Raw genomic sequence first — 16602 nt, forward strand, 5'->3', positions numbered from 1 at the left:
CCCCACGCCCCGGGCTCCCGACCCGCCACCACGCGTGCCGCCTCCTCCACCGCCGCCCACGCCGCGAGTGCTCAGTCGACGACCGGCCACCCGGCGGCCACGCAACCCTCGATTCCCACCCCGCGTCCGGCGGAGGCCGCCAGGCTCGACACGTCGTCCCCTCTCCCGCCCCCCATCTCCGTCCGACTCGCACCCAGCCCTCTGCGTCCCCTGCGCTATGAGCTGCGGCGCGCCTCCGGCATCAATACGGGTTTCGTCACCGCCGCCGCCGTCCTCGTCGTCTCCGCCCTCACCGCCCTGATCATGGGACGGCTCGGCCACACCCCGCAGCCCCGGCTGCTGGCGGCATGGCCGCAGCAGTTCCCCCTGCCACCCGCGGCGCTGGGCGCCGGGCTGCTCGGCGCGTTCGCCTTCGGCGACGAGTTCCGCCACCCCGCGCTGGCCGCGGACCGCGGCACCGTGCCCCGCCGTCTCGGGCTGCTCACCGCCAAGCTCGTCGTGGCCGCCGCCAGCGCGCTGATGCTCGCCTTCCTCACCATCGGCTGCGACGCCGAGGTTCTCTATCTCGTCTACGGACGGGAGCTCACCCAGGTTCCCGGCGACTGGCTCGCTCTGGGCGCGAGTTGGATGGGGCTGGTCGTGGGGTGCGCCTGGGCCGGCGTACTGGCCGCCGGCGTTTTCCGCTCCACCTCCGCCGGGCTCGCGGCGGTGCTCGCCGTACCGGTGGTCGTCGTACCCGTTGTACAGAAGGCTCTGGGCGGGGCGGCCGGGGACGCGGCCGGTCTGCCCGCGCGGCTGCGCCAGACGTTCCTGCTGCAGTGGCCCTTCGGAGGAGACCGCTATCTGGCCGCCGCGGCTCGCGTGATCGCGCAACCTGTGGGCGGCGCGTTGACCTTGTCGCTGGTCGCGCTGCTGGGCGGATATCTGCTGACGGCCCTGCGAAGCAGGCTCCGATGACAACCGATCGCGCTCTTCCGGTCGCGCATTGTGCGCAACTCCTTACGGAAAGCACATTTCTTTCCAATAAGGCGTCAATTACGACGGAGTGAGCGATCACCCTTTCGTGTGCTTTTCACCAAAGACCTCAAGGGAGTTGGAAACGACGCCGACAAAGGATCCGTGAGTACCCTTGCGCACACCATGATGACCGCCGCCCGCAACTCAGACTCAGGTCTGGCCGGCCCGGGCGAACTCGACCGCTACCCGTACACGGAGGCGCACGTCCCCGACCGCGTCGCAAGCCCCCCCTGGGAGGGTGCGGACCCGGAGCTGGGGCGCGTGGGCCGACGCGCCGGGGGCAGCCGCGGCCGCGGACTGCACGGCCAACTCGTCCAGCAGCTGGGTCAGATGATCGTTTCCGGGGACCTCGGTGCCGACCGCCCGCTGGTGCCCGAGGAGATCGGCCAGCGCTTCGAGGTGTCCCGCACCGTCGTCCGCGAGTCGCTCCGTGTCCTGGAGGCCAAGGGCCTGGTCAGCGCCCGGCCGAACGTCGGAACACGCGTTCGCCCGGTCAGCGACTGGAATCTCCTCGACGCGGACATCATCGAGTGGCGGGCCTTCGGGCCGCAGCGCGACGACCAGCGCCGTGAGCTGAGTGAGCTGCGGTGGACGATCGAACCGCTCGCCGCGCGGCTCGCCGCCGGGCATGGGCGTGAGGACGTCCAGCAGCGCCTCTCCGACATGGTCGAGATCATGGGGCACGCCCTGGGGCAGGGCGACGCGCTCACCTTCTCCCGCGCGGACACCGAGTTCCACAACTTGCTCATTCAGATCGCCGGCAACCGCATGCTGGAGCACCTCTCCGGGATCGTCTCGGCCGCCCTACAGGTCTCCGGCGGACCGGTCACGGGCTGCGACCGGCCGAACGAGACGTCCCTGGCGCAGCACGGCCGGATCGTCGACGCGCTGGCGGCGGGCGACGGGGCGGCGGCAGAAGGTGCCATGCGTCAATTGCTCACGGTGCATCCCGAGATCGAGCGGGTGGTTCCCGCGCCGCGCGAGCACTGAGCCGCGAGCGCTGCCTGAGGCCGCGGGAGGACGGCATGGCCGGACCTGCCGTCCTCCCGCGGCCTCACCCGGCCGGTGAGCGGCCTCACAGACCCCGCCGGATCCTCCGCACAATCGGCGGGGTCCCCGCATGGCGAGCGGGCGAGCCCCCGGGGAGTTCCTGCCGGAGTGACCTGTCGCTGGCGACAGGTGATCTCGTATGCCCGTTTCTGACAGCTTTTGAGCGCTTACGGGGTGTGACTCGGGCCACGCGGAATGGGCGTAACGCTCGGGGAAGCAACGCGATGACCTAAGAGGTGACAGCCGCGGAGGGAATACGGTCGCCGTTCACGGCGCTGTGCATCTTCCCCGGCCCCCGCCCGTACCGTCGGCCCAATCCCCAGGCCGGTGGTCGGCTCCTGTCCGCTGTGGACGGGGCCGGAAGCCGTTTTCCAACGTTCCGAGAGGTTGTTCGTGTCGGCCAGCACATCCCGTACGCTCCCGCCGGAGATCGCCGAGTCCGTCTCTGTCATGGCGCTCATTGAGCGGGGAAAGGCTGAGGGGCAGATCGCCGGCGACGATGTGCGTCGGGCCTTCGAAGCTGACCAGATTCCGGCCACTCAGTGGAAGAACGTACTGCGCAGCCTCAACCAGATCCTCGAGGAAGAGGGTGTGACGCTGATGGTCAGTGCCGCGGAGCCCAACAAGCGCACCCGAAAGAGCGTCGCAGCGAAGAGTCCGGCCAAGCGCACCGCCACCAAGACGGTCGCGGCCAAGACGGTGACCACCACCAGGAAGGCCACCGCCAACGCCACCCCGGCGGCGCCCGCCGTCGACACGCCCGCCGAGGACGACGCTCCCAAGAAGGCCGCCGCCAAGAAGACGGCCGCCGCGAAGAAGACGGTGGCGAAGAAGGCGACCGCCACCGCGAAGAAGACGGCGGCCAAGAAGACCGCCGCCAAGAAGGACGACGTCGAGCTTCTCGAGGAGGAGGTGCTCGAGGACCCCAAGGGCGCGGAGGAGCCGGAGGGCGCCGAGAGCGCCGGTTTCGTGCTCTCCGACGAGGACGAGGACGACGCCCCCGCCCAGCAGGTCGCCGCTGCGGGCGCCACCGCCGACCCGGTCAAGGACTACCTCAAGCAGATCGGCAAGGTCCCCCTGCTCAACGCCGAGCAGGAGGTCGAGCTGGCCAAGCGCATCGAGGCGGGTCTCTTCGCCGAGGACAAGCTGGCCAACTCCGACAAGCTCGCACCCAAGCTCAAGCGTGAGCTGGAGATCATCGCCGAGGACGGCCGCCGCGCCAAGAACCACCTCCTGGAGGCCAACCTCCGTCTGGTGGTCTCCCTGGCCAAGCGGTACACCGGCCGCGGCATGCTCTTCCTGGACCTCATCCAGGAGGGCAACCTCGGTCTGATCCGCGCGGTGGAGAAGTTCGACTACACCAAGGGCTACAAGTTCTCCACGTACGCCACTTGGTGGATCCGGCAGGCGATCACCCGAGCGATGGCCGACCAGGCCCGCACCATCCGTATCCCGGTGCACATGGTCGAGGTCATCAACAAGCTCGCGCGCGTGCAGCGCCAGATGCTCCAGGACCTGGGCCGCGAGCCCACCCCGGAGGAGCTGGCCAAGGAGCTCGACATGACCCCCGAGAAGGTCATCGAGGTCCAGAAGTACGGCCGCGAGCCCATCTCGCTGCACACCCCGCTGGGTGAGGACGGCGACAGCGAGTTCGGTGACCTCATCGAGGACTCCGAGGCCGTCGTCCCCGCCGACGCCGTCAGCTTCACGCTCCTGCAGGAGCAGCTGCACTCCGTGCTGGACACCCTGTCCGAGCGCGAGGCCGGCGTCGTCTCCATGCGCTTCGGCCTCACCGACGGTCAGCCGAAGACTCTCGACGAGATCGGCAAGGTGTACGGCGTGACGCGTGAGCGGATCCGCCAGATCGAGTCCAAGACCATGTCGAAGCTGCGCCACCCGTCGCGTTCGCAGGTGCTGCGCGACTACCTCGACTAGGTCACAGCCATACGGCACCGAAGACCCGGTCCCCTCCACGGGGGCCGGGCCTTCGTGCTGCGGTGCGCGCCACTCTGCCCGACTCTGGGATTTCAAAGATCACCACAGAGTGAGGAGTGGGTATGCGACGCCGTATTGCCCGAGTACTGGTCCGGCCGCTCGTCCTCGCGGCCGCTGCGGCCGCGATACCGCTGGTGAACGCGGCCCCCGCGGCCGCTGACGGTGTTGTCGGTGGCTTTCCCGTGGATGTGTCGCAGAGCCCGTGGACCGTGGCGCTCTCCAGCCGTGACCGGTTCGGGGGTACGCGCGCGGGGCAGTTCTGCGGGGGCGTGGCCGTCGGCCGCACCACTGTGCTCACCGCGGCGCACTGTCTGGGCGGCGAGGTGGTCGGCGCGCCACCGACACGGGACCTGAAGGTCATCACGGGGCGAACGGATCTGCTCACCAGTGGGGGCAAGGAGATCCACGTGCGCGCCATCTGGGTCAATCCGCGGTACGACACGGCCACGAACGCGGGCGATTTCGCCGTGCTCAAACTGGCCCAGCCGCTGCCGCGGAGCGCCGTCATCCCCATGGCGGGCCCGGGCGACCCGGCGTACAGGCCGGGCACGAGCGCCGTGGTCTACGGCTGGGGGGACACCACCGGTGCCGCCGCCTACGCCCACTCCCTGCACGCGGCACGGGTGCACGTCCTGCCCGACGCCCAGTGCCGGCGGGCTTATCCGGGCACCGCCGAGGGCACCTACAAACCCGAGACGATGCTGTGCGCGGGCGAGGCCAGAGGGGGGCGGGACGCCTGTCAGGGGGACAGTGGAGGCCCGCTGGTCGCCCAGGGCCGACTGATCGGGCTGGTGTCGTGGGGGAGCGGCTGCGGACGAGCGGGGAGCCCAGGCGTCTACACCCGCGTGTCCGACGTCGTACGCACTCTCGCTCGTGCCGGTGGCTCCGAGGAGCCGGATCAGGATGCCGGTGACGCCTGACCGGGATCGCCGGTCATGAGGGCATGAAGACGGGCGGCCGCTCCCGTGTGTCAGGAACGGCCGCCCGTTCGCCGGCCTGTGCCGGTAGCTGGCTCGTCGTGCGAGGGGTCAGCGCTCTTCGTCGGACGAGTTTGCCGGAACAGACGTCAGGCGCTCGGTCTCGTCCTGTATCTCGGCGGCGATCTTCTTGAGTTCCGGCTCGAACTTGCGACCGTGGTGGGCGCAGAAGAGCAGTTCTCCGCCGCTCAGCAGGACGACGCGCAGGTATGCCTGGGCGCCGCAGCGGTCGCAGCGATCAGCGGCCGTCAGCGGGCTCGCGGGGGTCAGAACAGTAGTCACGTCGCCTCTTCTCTAGCTCGACGAGCTGTCGTACCAGGGTCAACATCCAACCAGCCCCAAACGTTCCCGCTCGTGGCATTTCCTCGAAAAATCTTTCCGAGAGGCTGTCCGTTGCCGGTTTGGCGGCGAATGTGCCGTATTACGTCTTTGTGTCTTACGGGTTCGCGCTGTCGGTCATGGTCGGTCCTCCCCGGCCGGGTTGCCGGTTGTTGCATGAGGACGTGCCCGGAGCCTAAATGGTTCATGCCTCGAAAGGAACGTGATATGTGCTTCACTCCATCGAGGGATCGAACGTACATGCGACTCTGGACTAGTCTGTGTCGATGCAGAGGGTTGCGTTACAAGGGCTCTACCAGGCCTCGGTACCCTCTGAGCGGCAACCGAAGCCGCGCCCTTACCCACCAGGGCCCCACCTGAAATTCAGCGAGGAGCGAACCGCGTGACCGCCGATACGTCCGTGCCGTCCACAGCGCTGCTGGCAGGAGCAGACCGGGACGGTTCCAACTACACCGCGCGGCACCTGCTCGTCCTCGAGGGCCTCGAAGCCGTGCGCAAGCGCCCGGGCATGTACATCGGGTCCACCGACAGCCGCGGCCTGATGCACTGCCTGTGGGAGATCATCGACAACTCCGTGGACGAGGCCCTGGCCGGCGTTTGCGACCACATCGAGGTGGTCCTGCACGACGACGGCTCGGTGGAGGTGCGGGACAACGGCCGCGGCATCCCGGTCGACGTCGAGCCCAGGACCGGCCTGTCCGGCGTCGAGGTCGTCATGACCAAGCTGCACGCCGGCGGCAAGTTCGGCGGCGGCTCGTACGCGGCCTCCGGCGGCCTGCACGGAGTCGGCGCCTCCGTGGTCAACGCCCTGTCCGCCCGGCTGGACGTCGAGGTGGACCGCGGCGGCCACACCCATGCCATCAGCTTCCGGCGCGGTGTGCCCGGAGCGTTCTCGGGCAACGGTCCCGACGCCAAGTTCGAGGCCAAGGGCGGCCTGCGCAAGGCCAAGAAGATCCCGAAGAGCCGCACCGGCACGCGCGTGCGCTACTGGGCCGACCGCCAGATCTTCCTGAAGGACGCCAAGCTGTCCCTGGAGAATCTGCACCAGCGCGCCCGCCAGACGGCGTTCCTGGTGCCGGGCCTGACCATCGTGGTGCGCGACGAGTATGGCCTCGGCGAGGGCGGCAGCAAGGGCGAGGAGTCCTTCCGCTTCGACGGTGGCATCAGCGAGTTCTGCGAGTACCTGGCGAGTGACAAGCCGGTCTGCGACGTCCTCCGCTTCAACGGTCAGGGCACCTTCAAGGAGACCGTCCCGGTCCTCGACGACCACGGCCAGATGACGCCCACCGAGGTGACCCGTGAGCTCGGCGTGGACATCGCGCTGCGCTGGGGAACCGGCTACGACACGACGCTGCGGTCCTTCGTCAACATCATCGCCACCCCCAAGGGCGGCACCCACGTCGCCGGCTTCGAGCAGGCCGTCGCCAAGACGATCAACGAGGTGCTGCGGGCCAAGAAGCTGCTGCGCGTCGCGGAGGACGACATCGTCAAGGACGACGCGCTGGAGGGCCTCACCGCCGTGGTCACGGTCCGGCTCGCCGAGCCCCAGTTCGAGGGCCAGACCAAGGAGGTCCTCGGCACCTCGGCGGCCCGCCGTATCGTGAACAACGTGGTGACCAAGGAACTCAAGGCGTTCCTGACCTCCACCAAGCGCGACGCCGCACAGCAGGCCCGCGTGGTCCTGGAGAAGGCCGTCGCCGCAGCCCGCACGCGCATCGCCGCCCGCCAGCACAAGGACGCGCAACGCCGCAAGACGGCTCTGGAGTCCTCCTCGCTGCCGGCCAAGCTGGCCGACTGCCGCAGCGACGACGTCGACCGCAGCGAGCTGTTCATCGTCGAGGGCGACTCCGCCCTCGGTACGGCGAAGCTGGCCCGGAACTCCGAGTTCCAGGCGCTGCTGCCGATCCGCGGCAAGATCCTCAACGTCCAGAAGTCGTCGGTCACGGACATGCTGAAGAACGCCGAGTGCGGCGCGATCATCCAGGTCATAGGAGCAGGCTCCGGCCGGACCTTCGACCTCGACGCCGCCCGCTACGGCAAGATCATCATGATGACCGACGCCGATGTGGACGGCTCCCACATCCGGACCCTGCTCCTGACGCTGTTCCACCGGTACATGCGGCCGATGGTCGAGGCCGGCCGGGTCTTCGCCGCGGTGCCGCCGCTGCACCGCATCGAGCTGATCCAGCCGAAGAAGGGCCAGGACAAGTACGTCTACACGTACTCGGACCGCGAACTGCGCGACAAGCTGCTCGAGTTCCAGAGCAAGAACATCCGGTACAAGGACTCGATCCAGCGGTACAAGGGTCTCGGTGAGATGGACGCCGACCAGCTGGCCGAGACCACCATGGACCCCCGCCACCGCACCCTGCGCCGCATCAACCTCTCCGACCTGGAGGCCGCGGAGGAGGTCTTCGACCTGCTGATGGGCAACGAGGTAGCGCCGCGCAAGGAGTTCATCGCCAGTTCGGCGGCCACGCTGGACCGCTCGCGCATCGACGCGTAGCCGCCGGGCCCTACCCGGGCCTCGGTGCGCGCGACCAGGGCCCTGGCACGCACCGCCGGGGCCCTGGTATCCCCGGCCGGGGCTTTTGTACGGCGGAGGCACGAGGCTTTGCGCGGGTGCCGGCGGAGGCACGAGACTCTGCGTGGATGTAGGCGGAGGCCAGCGAGGCTCTGCGTGGACGTCACCGGACGTCCGCGCCCCCAGCTCAGCCCAGCCCCGCTCGGCCACGCCCTGGCCGAGCGGGTGTTCTCCACCCGTGGGTGGAGATCGGCAGGGTCGCGGTTTCCACCCCTGATCCACCCCGGCTCCGATCAGCCGGACCGCGGTTTTCCGTAGCGTCGAAGGCGTCGGCGGCACCGCGCCGCCGGCCTCTCCTTCCCGCTCACGGAGGCTCTGATGTCCGGGCTCGTCAACGCGCTGGTGATCGTCGCCGTCGCCGCCCTGGTGATCACCCGGCAGTTCCGCGCACGCCGGCTCGACGCCGATCGACGCTGGTGGCTCCTGCCCGTGATCCTGGCGTTCGTCGCCCTTCGCGAACCCGGCATGGTCGATGCCCACCACCGCACCGAGTCCGTCGTGCTGCTCGCCGCCGAACTGGTCATCGGCCTGGGCACGGGAGCCGGCTGGGCCTGGACGACCCGCATATGGGCGGAGCCGGACGGCACGGTGTGGACCAAGAGCAGCAAGGCCAGCGTGGCCGTCTGGATCGGCGGCATAGCCCTGCGTGCCGGTCTCTTCGCGCTCGGTGCCGTGCTCGGCGTGCACCAGGACAGCGGGGCCCTGATGTTCGCCCTCGCCGGCACGCTGCTGGTCCGCTCGGGGATCCTCGTCTGGCGGACGCGTGGGCTGACCTCGGCGTCGGCCACGGCCGCGGCGTACGGTGGCGACGGGCCCCGACCCGCGTGGAAGGAGCGCGTGTGACGGAGAACGCCTGGACGCGCTGGCCCTCGCCGGAGGCGCTGGGACGCGCGGGCATCTCACAGCCTCGACGGCTGCTCAGCCGGGCCGTGCGGCTGCTGGTGACCGCCACGCTGCTGTGGGGCGCCGTCAGCAGCAGCCGGGTTCCCCTCTGGGGCGCGGTCGCGGCGGCGGTGGGTGTCCTCGTGGCGGCGGCCGCCGCCTGGGCCTACTTCCGGACCACGCTCGCACACCGGCTCTGGCCCTCCCTGGGACTCATCGCGGTACTGCTGGGCATCGCGGTCGCCGCCCAGACCACCGGCTTCACGGTGCCCGCGCTCGTCATCTTCTGCGGTTGCGCGGTCTGCGCGCTGGAGAGAATGCCCCTCGCCGCTGCCACGTCCGTGACGGCCGTCGCTCTGACCGCTTACAGCGTCGTCAACGACGACAAGTGGCTGACCACCGTCGTCACGAGCGTCGGCCTCGCCCTCGCCGGCTACGTCCTGCGGCTCGATGCCGAGGCCCGCGGAAACGCCCAGCGGCTCCTCACCCAGGAGCGGGCCGCGCTCGCGGCGGAGGCGGAGTCGGCGGCACTGGCCGAGCGGGCCAGGATCGCCCGGGAGATCCACGACGTGCTGGCCCACAGCCTCTCGGCGCAGCTCGTGCATCTGGAGGCCGCCCGGCTGCTCCTCGAGCGGGGGGCCGAGCGGGAGCAGATCCTGGAACGGGTGGTGGCGGCCCGGGGGATGGCCCGCGACGGTCTCGCCGAGACCCGGCAGGCCCTGTCCGCCCTGCGCGGTGACCTGACCCCGCTGGAGGACTTCCTCAGCGAGCTCGTCGGGGTGAACGACGGTGCAGAGGTCACCATCTCGGGTGAACGCAGACCGCTGCCCGCCGAGGCCTCGCAGGCCGTGCGCAGGGTCGCCCAGGAAGCCCTGACCAATGTCCGCAAGCACGCGCCGGGTGCCAAGGTCCGGGTCCGGCTCGACTACGGCGAGCACCAGGTGATGCTGGACGTACGGGATTCGGGCGGCAGACCGGGCGAGCTCGCCGGGGCCGGGGGCGGGTACGGTCTGCTGGGCATGCGGGAGCGTGCCGAGCTGCTGGGCGGTTCGCTGGAGGCGGGGCCGCACGAGGAGGGGTTCGCGGTGACGTTGAAGGTGCCGGTGTGAGCGAGGAGGCCGGCAAGAAGCCCGCACGGGTGGTGGTGGCGGACGACCAGACCGTTGTCCGGGAGGGCATCGTGATGCTGCTGGGGCTGCTGCCGGGGATCGAGGTCGTGGGGTCCGCGGCCGACGGGGACGAGGCGGTGGAGCTCGTCGCGGAACTCGCTCCCGACGTGGTCCTGATGGACCTGCGCATGCCTCGGTGCGACGGTGTGGAGGCCACCCGGCGGATCCGGTCGGAACACCCTGGGACACAGGTGGTGGTCCTGACGACCTACGCGGACGACGAGTCGCTGTTTCCGGCCCTCCGGGCGGGAGCACGCGGGTATCTCACCAAGGACGCGGGAGGTGACGAGATCGTCCGGGCCGTGGAGAGCGTGCTGTCCGGTGACGCGGGACTGTCGCCCAGCATCCAACGGCGGCTGCTGGAGCGGCTGTCCGAGCCGGAGCCCGCGCCCCGCCCGACCGCCGCCCCCGAGGCGCCGGACGGACTCACCGCGCGCGAGTGCGAGGTGCTGGTGCTGATCGCCGAGGGCCTGACCAACCAAGAGATCGCCCGCCGGCTGCACGTCTCCACCGCGACGGTGAAGACCCACATCAACAACCTCTTCGCCAAGACCGGCCTCAAGGACCGGGCGCAGGCGGTGCGTTACGCCTACGCGAACGGGCTGGTGCGGCCGCCGACGAGGTGAATCACCTGATGGGGTGAAGAGCGCGGAGAAGCGAAGTCCGGGGTCTTCCCGTTCTGTCCATCCTGGGGCATGCAGCCAAGCAACAGCCGTCCCCACGGGGGCGGAGGCGGTCCCGAGAACACGTCGGGCCACCACGACGGGCAGGACCCGGCACCCGAGGACATGAGGTACCGCGACCCCTGGTACGACGCACTGGCGTCCGGGTGGGGCGAGGGGGACGGTACCGGCCTCCCCGTCGCACCGGTGCCGGCGGCACGCCGGGAGGGGCAGATCGGGCGGGGCGCCGACGGGGCGGGAGAGGTGTACCTGGAGGTGCAGCGCAGCGCGGCGTTCCAGGAGGTGCGCAGCCGCTACCGGAGGTTCGTGGTGCCGGCGGTGGCGGTCTTCTTCGTCTGGTACCTGGTGTACGTCGTGGCCGCGACCACCGCCCCGGGGTTCATGGCGCGGCCGGTGGCGGGGGCGGTGAACGTGGCGATGCTCGCCGGGCTGGGTCAGTTCCTCACCACCTTCCTCTTCGCCTGGTCCTACGCGCGGCACGCGCGGCTGCGCCGGGACCGGGCCGCGCTGGAACTGCGCTGGGACACCCAGGAACTGACGCGGGGCGCCGCCGGAGGCGGTGCGTCGTGACCGGTGACCATCAGACCCTGGCGCTGCTGCTGTTCAGCGTGTTCGTCGCCGTCACGCTGGCCATCACCACCTGGGTGAGCCGCCACCGGCACGGTTCGGCGGAGGAGTTCTATGCGGGCGGGCGGCTGTTCACACCCATGGAGAACGGTTTTGCCATCGCGGGCGACTACGCCTCGGCCGCCTCCTTCCTCGGCGTCCCCGGGCTGATCGCCCTGTTCGGCTACGACGGGGTGTTGTACGTGGTGGGCTTTCTCGTGGGCTGGCTGGTGGTGCTGTTCCTCGTCGCGGAACTCGTCCGCAACTGCGGCCGGTTCACGCTCGCCGACGTGGTCGCGGCACGGATGAGCGAACGGCCGGTGCGGATCGCGGCGGGAACCTCCTCGGTCACCGTGTCCGTTCTGTATCTGGTGGCGCAGATGGTGGGCGCGGGCAGCCTGGTGGCCCTGCTCCTCGGACGGTCGGGCGGGGCGGCGCAGGCCTGGACGGTCATCGGTGTCGGCGCGCTGATGGTGATCTACGTCTCGTTGGGAGGGATGCGGGCCACGACGTGGATCCAGATCGTCAAGGCGGTCGTACTGCTGGGCGGCACCGTCGTGCTGACCGTGCTCGTCATGGCCCGCTTCCACGGCGACCTGGACCGGCTGCTGCTCGCCGCGGCCGGGCGCAGCGGCCACGCGGACGCCTTCCTGGCGCCGGGACTGAAGTACGGCGGGGACTGGACGGCCCGCCTGGACTTCATCAGTCTCGGGCTCGCGCTCGTGCTCGGCACGGGCGGGCTGCCGCACATCCTGTCCCGCTTCTACACCGTGCCGACCGCGCGGGCAGCGCGTCGTTCGGCGATCTGGTCCATCGGGCTCATCGGCGGCTTCTACCTGATGGCGATCGTCCTCGGGTTCGGCGCGGCGGCGATCGTCGGACCGGAGGCCGTACGAGGGTCGAACGCGGCAGGGAACACGGCGATTCCGCTGCTGGCCCTGAAGCTGGGGGGCGGCGCGGACTCCACGGGTGGCACGATCCTGTTCGCGGTGGTGGCGGCCGTCGCCTTCGCCACCATCCTCGCGGTGGTCGCCGGGATCACGCTCGCCTCCTCTGCGTCCGTGGCCCACGACCTGTACGCGTCGCTGCGACGCCGCAGCGGCCGGCAGCGCAGCGAGGTCGCCGTGGCGCGGGTCGCGGCCGTCGGCATCGGGGTGGTCGCCATCGCCCTCGGACTGCTCGCCCGCGACCTGAACGTCGCGTTCCTGGTGGGTCTCGCCTTCGCCGTCGCGGCCTCCGCGAACCTGCCGGTGCTGCTGTACTCGCTGTTCTGGCACCGTTTCACGACCCGTGGCGCGGTGTGGGCCGTGTACGGCGGGCTGATTCCGGCCCTGGGGCTGGTCGTGCTCTCGCCAGTGGTCTCCGGCAGTCCCGACTCGCTGTTCCCGGGCGTCGACTTCCAGTACTTCCCGCTGCAGAACCCCGGGATCGTCTCGGTTCCGCTGGGCTTTGTCGCCGGCTGGCTCGGCACCGTCACCTCCACCGAGCCGCCGGACGAGGCCAAACACGCGGAGACGGAGGTCCGGTCGCTGACGGGAGCGGGCGCCGTGTAGGGCCGACCGGCCCCGACGAACCGCCGAGCCCGCAGCAGTCGTACCACCGCGGACGGGGAAACGTGTCTACGGCGCCACCCATGCGTACCGGTGCTCCGGGCGCCCGGTGTCGCCGTACTTCAGCGACAGGCGCAGGCGGCCGGCCTGTTCCAGGTGACGGAGGTAGCGCTGGGCGGTGGAGCGGCTCAGGCCGGTCCGGGCGGCCACCTCGTGGGCCGACAGGGGCTGGTCGGCGCGGTGCAGGACACCGCAGATGAGGTCCGTGGTGGGCTCCGAGTGGCCGCTGGGCAGTCCGGGAGAGGAAGGCGCGGGCGTGGTGCGCAGCGCGCCGAATATCCGGTCCACCTGCTCCTGTCCGGCCACCCCGTGCCCGCCGACGCGGTCGACGGTGCGGCGCAGCGCGGCGTAGGACTCCAGGCGGGTGCGCAGCGCCGCGAAGGTGAAGGGCTTGACCAGGTAGTGCAGTGCGCCCAGACGCATCGCCTGCTGCACCGTCGCCACGTCGCCGGCCGCCGTGATCATGATGACGTCCGTGCCCAGGCCCTGCTCACGCATGCGGTGGACGAGTTCCAGCCCCGTACGGTCGGGCAGATAGTGGTCGAGCAGGACCAGGTCGATACCGCCGCGCTGCACGGCGGTCAGTGCCTGCGCGGCACTGTGCGCGCGGGCGGTCACCCGGAAGCCGGGAACCTTTCCCACGTACTTGGCGTTGATCTCGGCGACACGGAAGTCGTCGTCGACCACCAGGACGTCAATCATCGGGCCTCTTTCTCCCAAGGCCAGGCGAGCGTTAAGCCCGTGTTTCGGCTCCGTTGTTGTAGCGCGAGCAAAACGAGCACAACAGATGCTTGCGAGCAAAAGAACGGCTTGCGCCCAGAAGACTGCTGCTGTGGCAGGGACCACACCTACCGTCCCGGGCCATGAGCACAGACACCAGCCCCGCCATCGAGCTACGGGGCGCGAGCAAGACTTTCAGGACCCCGTCCGGGGGCCTGCACACCGCTGTGAAGGATCTGGACCTCACCGTTCGGCGGGGTGAGTTCGTGGCCGTGGTCGGCCCCACCGGTTGCGGCAAGTCGACCACGCTGACCCTGGTCAGTGGCCTCGAGGAGCCCACGCAGGGCGATGTGCTGGTGGCCGGCGAGCCGGTTCAGGGCGTCGGCGGCAGGGTCGGCTTCGTCTTCCAGCAGGACGCGACCTTCCCCTGGCGTACCGTGCTGTCCAACGTGATGGCCGGACCGCGCTTCCGCGGCGTACCCAAGGCGGAGGCGAAGGAGAAGGCGCGCGCATGGCTGGCCCGGGTCGGGCTCGCCGCCTTCGAGGACCGCTACCCGCACCAGCTCTCCGGCGGCCAGCGCAAGCGCGTCGCCCTTGCCGCCACCTTTGTCAACGACCCCGAGATCCTGCTGATGGACGAGCCGTTCTCGGCGCTCGACGTGCAGACCCGGGCGCTGATGTCGGACGAGCTCCTGGAGCTGTGGGAGGGGACGGGCGCCTCGGTCGTGTTCGTCACCCACGACCTGGAGGAGGCCATCGCGCTGGCCGACAAGGTCGTCGTGATGACCGCCGGCCCCGCGACCGTCAAGCAGGTCTTCGACATCGGCCTGCCCCGTCCGCGCAAGGTCGAGCAGGTGCGCCTGCAGTCGGAGTTCATCGACATCTACCGCGAGATCTGGGAGTCCCTCGGCGAAGAGGTCCGCATCACCCGCGAGAGGGGTGCCGCCAATGTCGCCTGAGGTCCTCAGCACACCGGTCGCCGAGACGGCGAAGACCCCGGACCGCGCGCTCTCCCGGGCCCAGGCCGCCCGCAGACGCAAGGTCGTCATCACCTCCGCCCGCGTCCTGCTGCTGGTGGCCGTGCTCGGCCTGTGGGAGGTGCTCTCCCGGGCCAAGGTCATCGACCCGTTCAACTTCTCGATGCCCTCGCAGATATGGGACCAGATCTGGACCTGGATCACCCACGGCACCGCGCTCGGCTCGCTGGGCGAACAGATCTGGTACACGCTCTACGAGGCGCTGCTCGGCTGGGTCGTCGGTGTCGTGGCAGGTGTGGTCCTCGGTATCGCGCTGGGTCGCGTCGCGTTCCTCGCCGATATCCTCGGTCCTTACATCAAGGTGCTCAACTCCATACCGAGGATCGTGCTCGCCCCGATCTTCGTGATCTGGTTCGGGCTCGGCCCGGCCTCCAAGGTCGCCTCCGCCGTGGTCCTCGTCTTCTTCCCGGTGTTCTTCAACGCCTTCCAGGGCGCCCGCGAGGTCGACCGCAATCTGGTGGCCAACGCCCGGATCCTGGGTGCGAGCGACCGCAGGGTCACGCTCCAGGTGGTCATCCCGTCCGCGACCTCGTGGATCTTCACCAGCCTCCACGTGAGCTTCGGCTTCGCCCTCATCGGTGCGATCGTCGGCGAGTACATCGGCGCGACCCGGGGCATCGGCCTGCTCGTCGCGCAGTCCCAGGGCACGTTCAACGCCGCCGGTGTGTACGCCGCGATGGTCATCCTCGCCGCGGTCGCGCTCGTCGCCGAGGGCCTGCTCACCTTCGCCGAGCGGCGCATCTTCCGCTGGAAGCCCGCGGATTCCGAGCACTGACCCTCACCACTGCCGTATCACCGCTTCTTCGTAGTTCTTCTTCTCCCGCACCGCCCTCTCACAAGGACGTGAAACCGCCATGCGCAAGTCCGCCAGATTCGCCGCCTCGGCCGTCGCCGGTCTGCTCGCCCTGTCCTCCCTCACCGCCTGCGCCAACGACGCGGCCAGCTCGACCGCGAACAGCGGCGGTGGCGGGGGCGGCGGCAAGGGCGAGCACGTCAAGATCATGGTCGGTGGCCTGGACAAGGTCATCTACATGCCGGCGATGCTCACCCAGCGCCTCGGCTACTTCTCCGCGGAAGGCCTCAATGTCGAGCTGCTGAGCGAGCCCGCCGGTGTCCAGGCCGAGACCGCGCTCGTCTCCGGCCAGGTGCAGGGCGCCGTCGGCTTCTACGACCACACGCTCGACCTGCAGGTCAAGGGCAAGAACGTCGAGTCCGTGGTCCAGTTCTCGCACGCCCCCGGCGAGGTGGAGGTCGTCTCCAGCAAGGCGGCCGGCAAGATCGGTTCATCGAAGGACTTCAAGGGCAAGAAGCTCGGCGTCACCGGCCTCGGCTCCTCGACCGACTTCCTCACGAAGTACCTCGCGGTCAAGAACGGTGTGAACGTCAACGAGTTCTCGCCGGTCGCCGTCGGGGCCGGACCGACCTTCATCTCCGCCCTCCAGAAGGGCTCCATCGACGCCGGTATGACGACCGACCCGACCGTCGCGACGATCCTGGACAAGAAGGCCGGCAAGATCCTCCTCGACATGCGGACCCCGGAGGGTTCGCAGGCGGCGCTCGGCGGCCCGTACCCGTCGTCGAGCCTGTACATGCAGACCGACTGGGTCAACGGTCACAAGGACACCGTCCAGAAGCTGGCCAACGCGTTCGTCAAGACGCTCAAGTGGATGTCCACCCACAGCGCCTCCGAGATCGCCGCCAAGATGCCCGCCGACTACTCCCAGGGCAACAAGGCGCTCTACGCCGAGGCGATCAAGAGCACGCTGCCGATGTTCACCAAGGACGGCGTCATGCCGGCCGACGGTCCCGCAACCGTTGAGAAGGTCCTCAAGGCGTTCAACCCCAACATCAAGAACGCCAAGGTGGACCTGAGCAAGACCTTCACCACCGAGTTCGTCGAGAAGGCCACCGGCTGACATCCGTATGCACAGGG

Annotated in this window: 14 protein-coding genes and 1 pseudogene; 13 read left to right on the forward strand and 2 right to left on the reverse strand. The window is 69.8% G+C overall.

The window, feature by feature from the left end; genetic code table 11:
* The 4 genes and pseudogenes from BZY54_RS26405 to BZY54_RS26420 form a co-directional block, all read left to right on the forward strand.
* Window positions 1–957: pseudogene (locus BZY54_RS26405) on the forward strand (ABC transporter); the annotation flags it as partial.
* A gap of 162 nt (window positions 958–1119) precedes the next feature.
* Entirely contained in the window at window positions 1120–2007 is an 888-nt protein-coding gene (locus BZY54_RS26410) for a FadR/GntR family transcriptional regulator (protein ID WP_086727824.1), read from the forward strand.
* 453 nt (window positions 2008–2460) lie between these two features.
* Entirely contained in the window at window positions 2461–4002 is a 1542-nt protein-coding gene (locus tag BZY54_RS26415) for an RNA polymerase sigma factor (RefSeq protein WP_086727876.1), read from the forward strand.
* 122 nt (window positions 4003–4124) lie between these two features.
* Complete coding sequence (locus tag BZY54_RS26420) at window positions 4125–4982, forward strand: serine protease (RefSeq protein WP_086727825.1); 858 nt, start codon at window positions 4125–4127, stop codon at window positions 4980–4982.
* 108 nt (window positions 4983–5090) lie between these two features.
* Here the strand turns inward: BZY54_RS26420 and BZY54_RS26425 are convergent, their stop codons facing one another.
* Complete coding sequence (locus tag BZY54_RS26425) at window positions 5091–5321, reverse strand: DUF7455 domain-containing protein (RefSeq protein ID WP_086727826.1); 231 nt, start codon at window positions 5319–5321, stop codon at window positions 5091–5093.
* Between the two features lie 439 nt (window positions 5322–5760).
* Here BZY54_RS26425 and BZY54_RS26430 point away from each other — a divergent pair, with 439 nt between their 5' ends.
* The 6 genes from BZY54_RS26430 (at window position 5761) to BZY54_RS26455 (ending at window position 12855) form a co-directional block, all read left to right on the forward strand.
* Window positions 5761–7884, forward strand: coding sequence for a DNA gyrase/topoisomerase IV subunit B (locus BZY54_RS26430; RefSeq protein ID WP_086727827.1), 2124 nt, complete (start codon window positions 5761–5763; stop codon window positions 7882–7884).
* Between the two features lie 396 nt (window positions 7885–8280).
* Entirely contained in the window at window positions 8281–8805 is a 525-nt protein-coding gene (locus BZY54_RS26435) for a CcdC protein domain-containing protein (RefSeq protein ID WP_086727828.1), read from the forward strand.
* Window positions 8802–9953 carry a sensor histidine kinase gene (locus tag BZY54_RS26440; protein WP_086727829.1) on the forward strand — a complete coding sequence of 384 codons (1152 nt, stop codon included), beginning with the start codon at window positions 8802–8804 and terminating at the stop codon, window positions 9951–9953. Before BZY54_RS26435 ends, BZY54_RS26440 begins: the two co-directional genes overlap by 4 nt.
* Window positions 9950–10639, forward strand: a complete 690-nt coding sequence (locus BZY54_RS26445) for a response regulator transcription factor (protein ID WP_086727830.1) — start codon at window positions 9950–9952, stop codon at window positions 10637–10639. Before BZY54_RS26440 ends, BZY54_RS26445 begins: the two co-directional genes overlap by 4 nt.
* Before the next feature lie 69 nt (window positions 10640–10708).
* Window positions 10709–11266: a DUF485 domain-containing protein gene (locus BZY54_RS26450; protein ID WP_086727831.1), complete on the forward strand. Its 558-nt coding sequence runs from the start codon at window positions 10709–10711 to the stop codon at window positions 11264–11266.
* Window positions 11263–12855 carry a solute symporter family protein gene (locus BZY54_RS26455; protein WP_086727832.1) on the forward strand — a complete coding sequence of 531 codons (1593 nt, stop codon included), beginning with the start codon at window positions 11263–11265 and terminating at the stop codon, window positions 12853–12855. The genes BZY54_RS26450 and BZY54_RS26455 overlap by 4 nt, the downstream gene beginning before the upstream one ends.
* Window positions 12856–12921: 66 nt before the next feature.
* Here the strand turns inward: BZY54_RS26455 and BZY54_RS26460 are convergent, their stop codons facing one another.
* The gene (locus tag BZY54_RS26460; RefSeq protein WP_086727833.1) at window positions 12922–13614 is read right to left on the reverse strand and encodes a response regulator; all 693 of its coding nucleotides are present in this window, start codon (window positions 13612–13614) and stop codon (window positions 12922–12924) included.
* 161 nt (window positions 13615–13775) lie between these two features.
* Here BZY54_RS26460 and BZY54_RS26465 point away from each other — a divergent pair, with 161 nt between their 5' ends.
* The 3 genes from BZY54_RS26465 to BZY54_RS26475 all read left to right on the forward strand — a co-directional run bounded on the left by BZY54_RS26465 (window position 13776) and on the right by BZY54_RS26475 (window position 16585).
* Window positions 13776–14591 (forward strand): ABC transporter ATP-binding protein, encoded by an 816-nt coding sequence (locus BZY54_RS26465; protein WP_086727834.1) that lies wholly within the window; start codon window positions 13776–13778, stop codon window positions 14589–14591.
* Window positions 14581–15444 (forward strand): ABC transporter permease, encoded by an 864-nt coding sequence (locus BZY54_RS26470; RefSeq protein ID WP_086727835.1) that lies wholly within the window; start codon window positions 14581–14583, stop codon window positions 15442–15444. The genes BZY54_RS26465 and BZY54_RS26470 overlap by 11 nt, the downstream gene beginning before the upstream one ends.
* A 79-nt stretch (window positions 15445–15523) precedes the next feature.
* On the forward strand, window positions 15524–16585 hold the full coding sequence (locus BZY54_RS26475) for an ABC transporter substrate-binding protein (RefSeq protein ID WP_086727836.1): 1062 nt from the start codon (window positions 15524–15526) through the stop codon (window positions 16583–16585).
* The last annotated feature ends 17 nt before the right edge of the window (window positions 16586–16602 follow it).

Source organism: Streptomyces carpinensis (genome assembly GCF_002154505.1).
Taxonomy (GTDB): Bacteria; Actinomycetota; Actinomycetes; order Streptomycetales; family Streptomycetaceae; genus Streptomyces; species Streptomyces carpinensis.

What these genes read in the sequence shown, in the direction of transcription:
- BZY54_RS26420 (WP_086727825.1), top strand. Translation starts at nt 4,125, where the DNA reads ATGCGACGCCGTATTGCCCGAGTACTGGTCCGGCCGCTCGTCCTCGCG.
- BZY54_RS26435 (WP_086727828.1), top strand. Translation starts at nt 8,281, where the DNA reads ATGTCCGGGCTCGTCAACGCGCTGGTGATCGTCGCCGTCGCCGCCCTG.
- BZY54_RS26450 (WP_086727831.1), top strand. Translation starts at nt 10,709, where the DNA reads ATGCAGCCAAGCAACAGCCGTCCCCACGGGGGCGGAGGCGGTCCCGAG.
- BZY54_RS26460 (WP_086727833.1), bottom strand. Translation starts at nt 13,614, where the DNA reads ATGATTGACGTCCTGGTGGTCGACGACGACTTCCGTGTCGCCGAGATC.
- BZY54_RS26465 (WP_086727834.1), top strand. Translation starts at nt 13,776, where the DNA reads ATGAGCACAGACACCAGCCCCGCCATCGAGCTACGGGGCGCGAGCAAG.
- BZY54_RS26470 (WP_086727835.1), top strand. Translation starts at nt 14,581, where the DNA reads ATGTCGCCTGAGGTCCTCAGCACACCGGTCGCCGAGACGGCGAAGACC.
- BZY54_RS26475 (WP_086727836.1), top strand. Translation starts at nt 15,524, where the DNA reads ATGCGCAAGTCCGCCAGATTCGCCGCCTCGGCCGTCGCCGGTCTGCTC.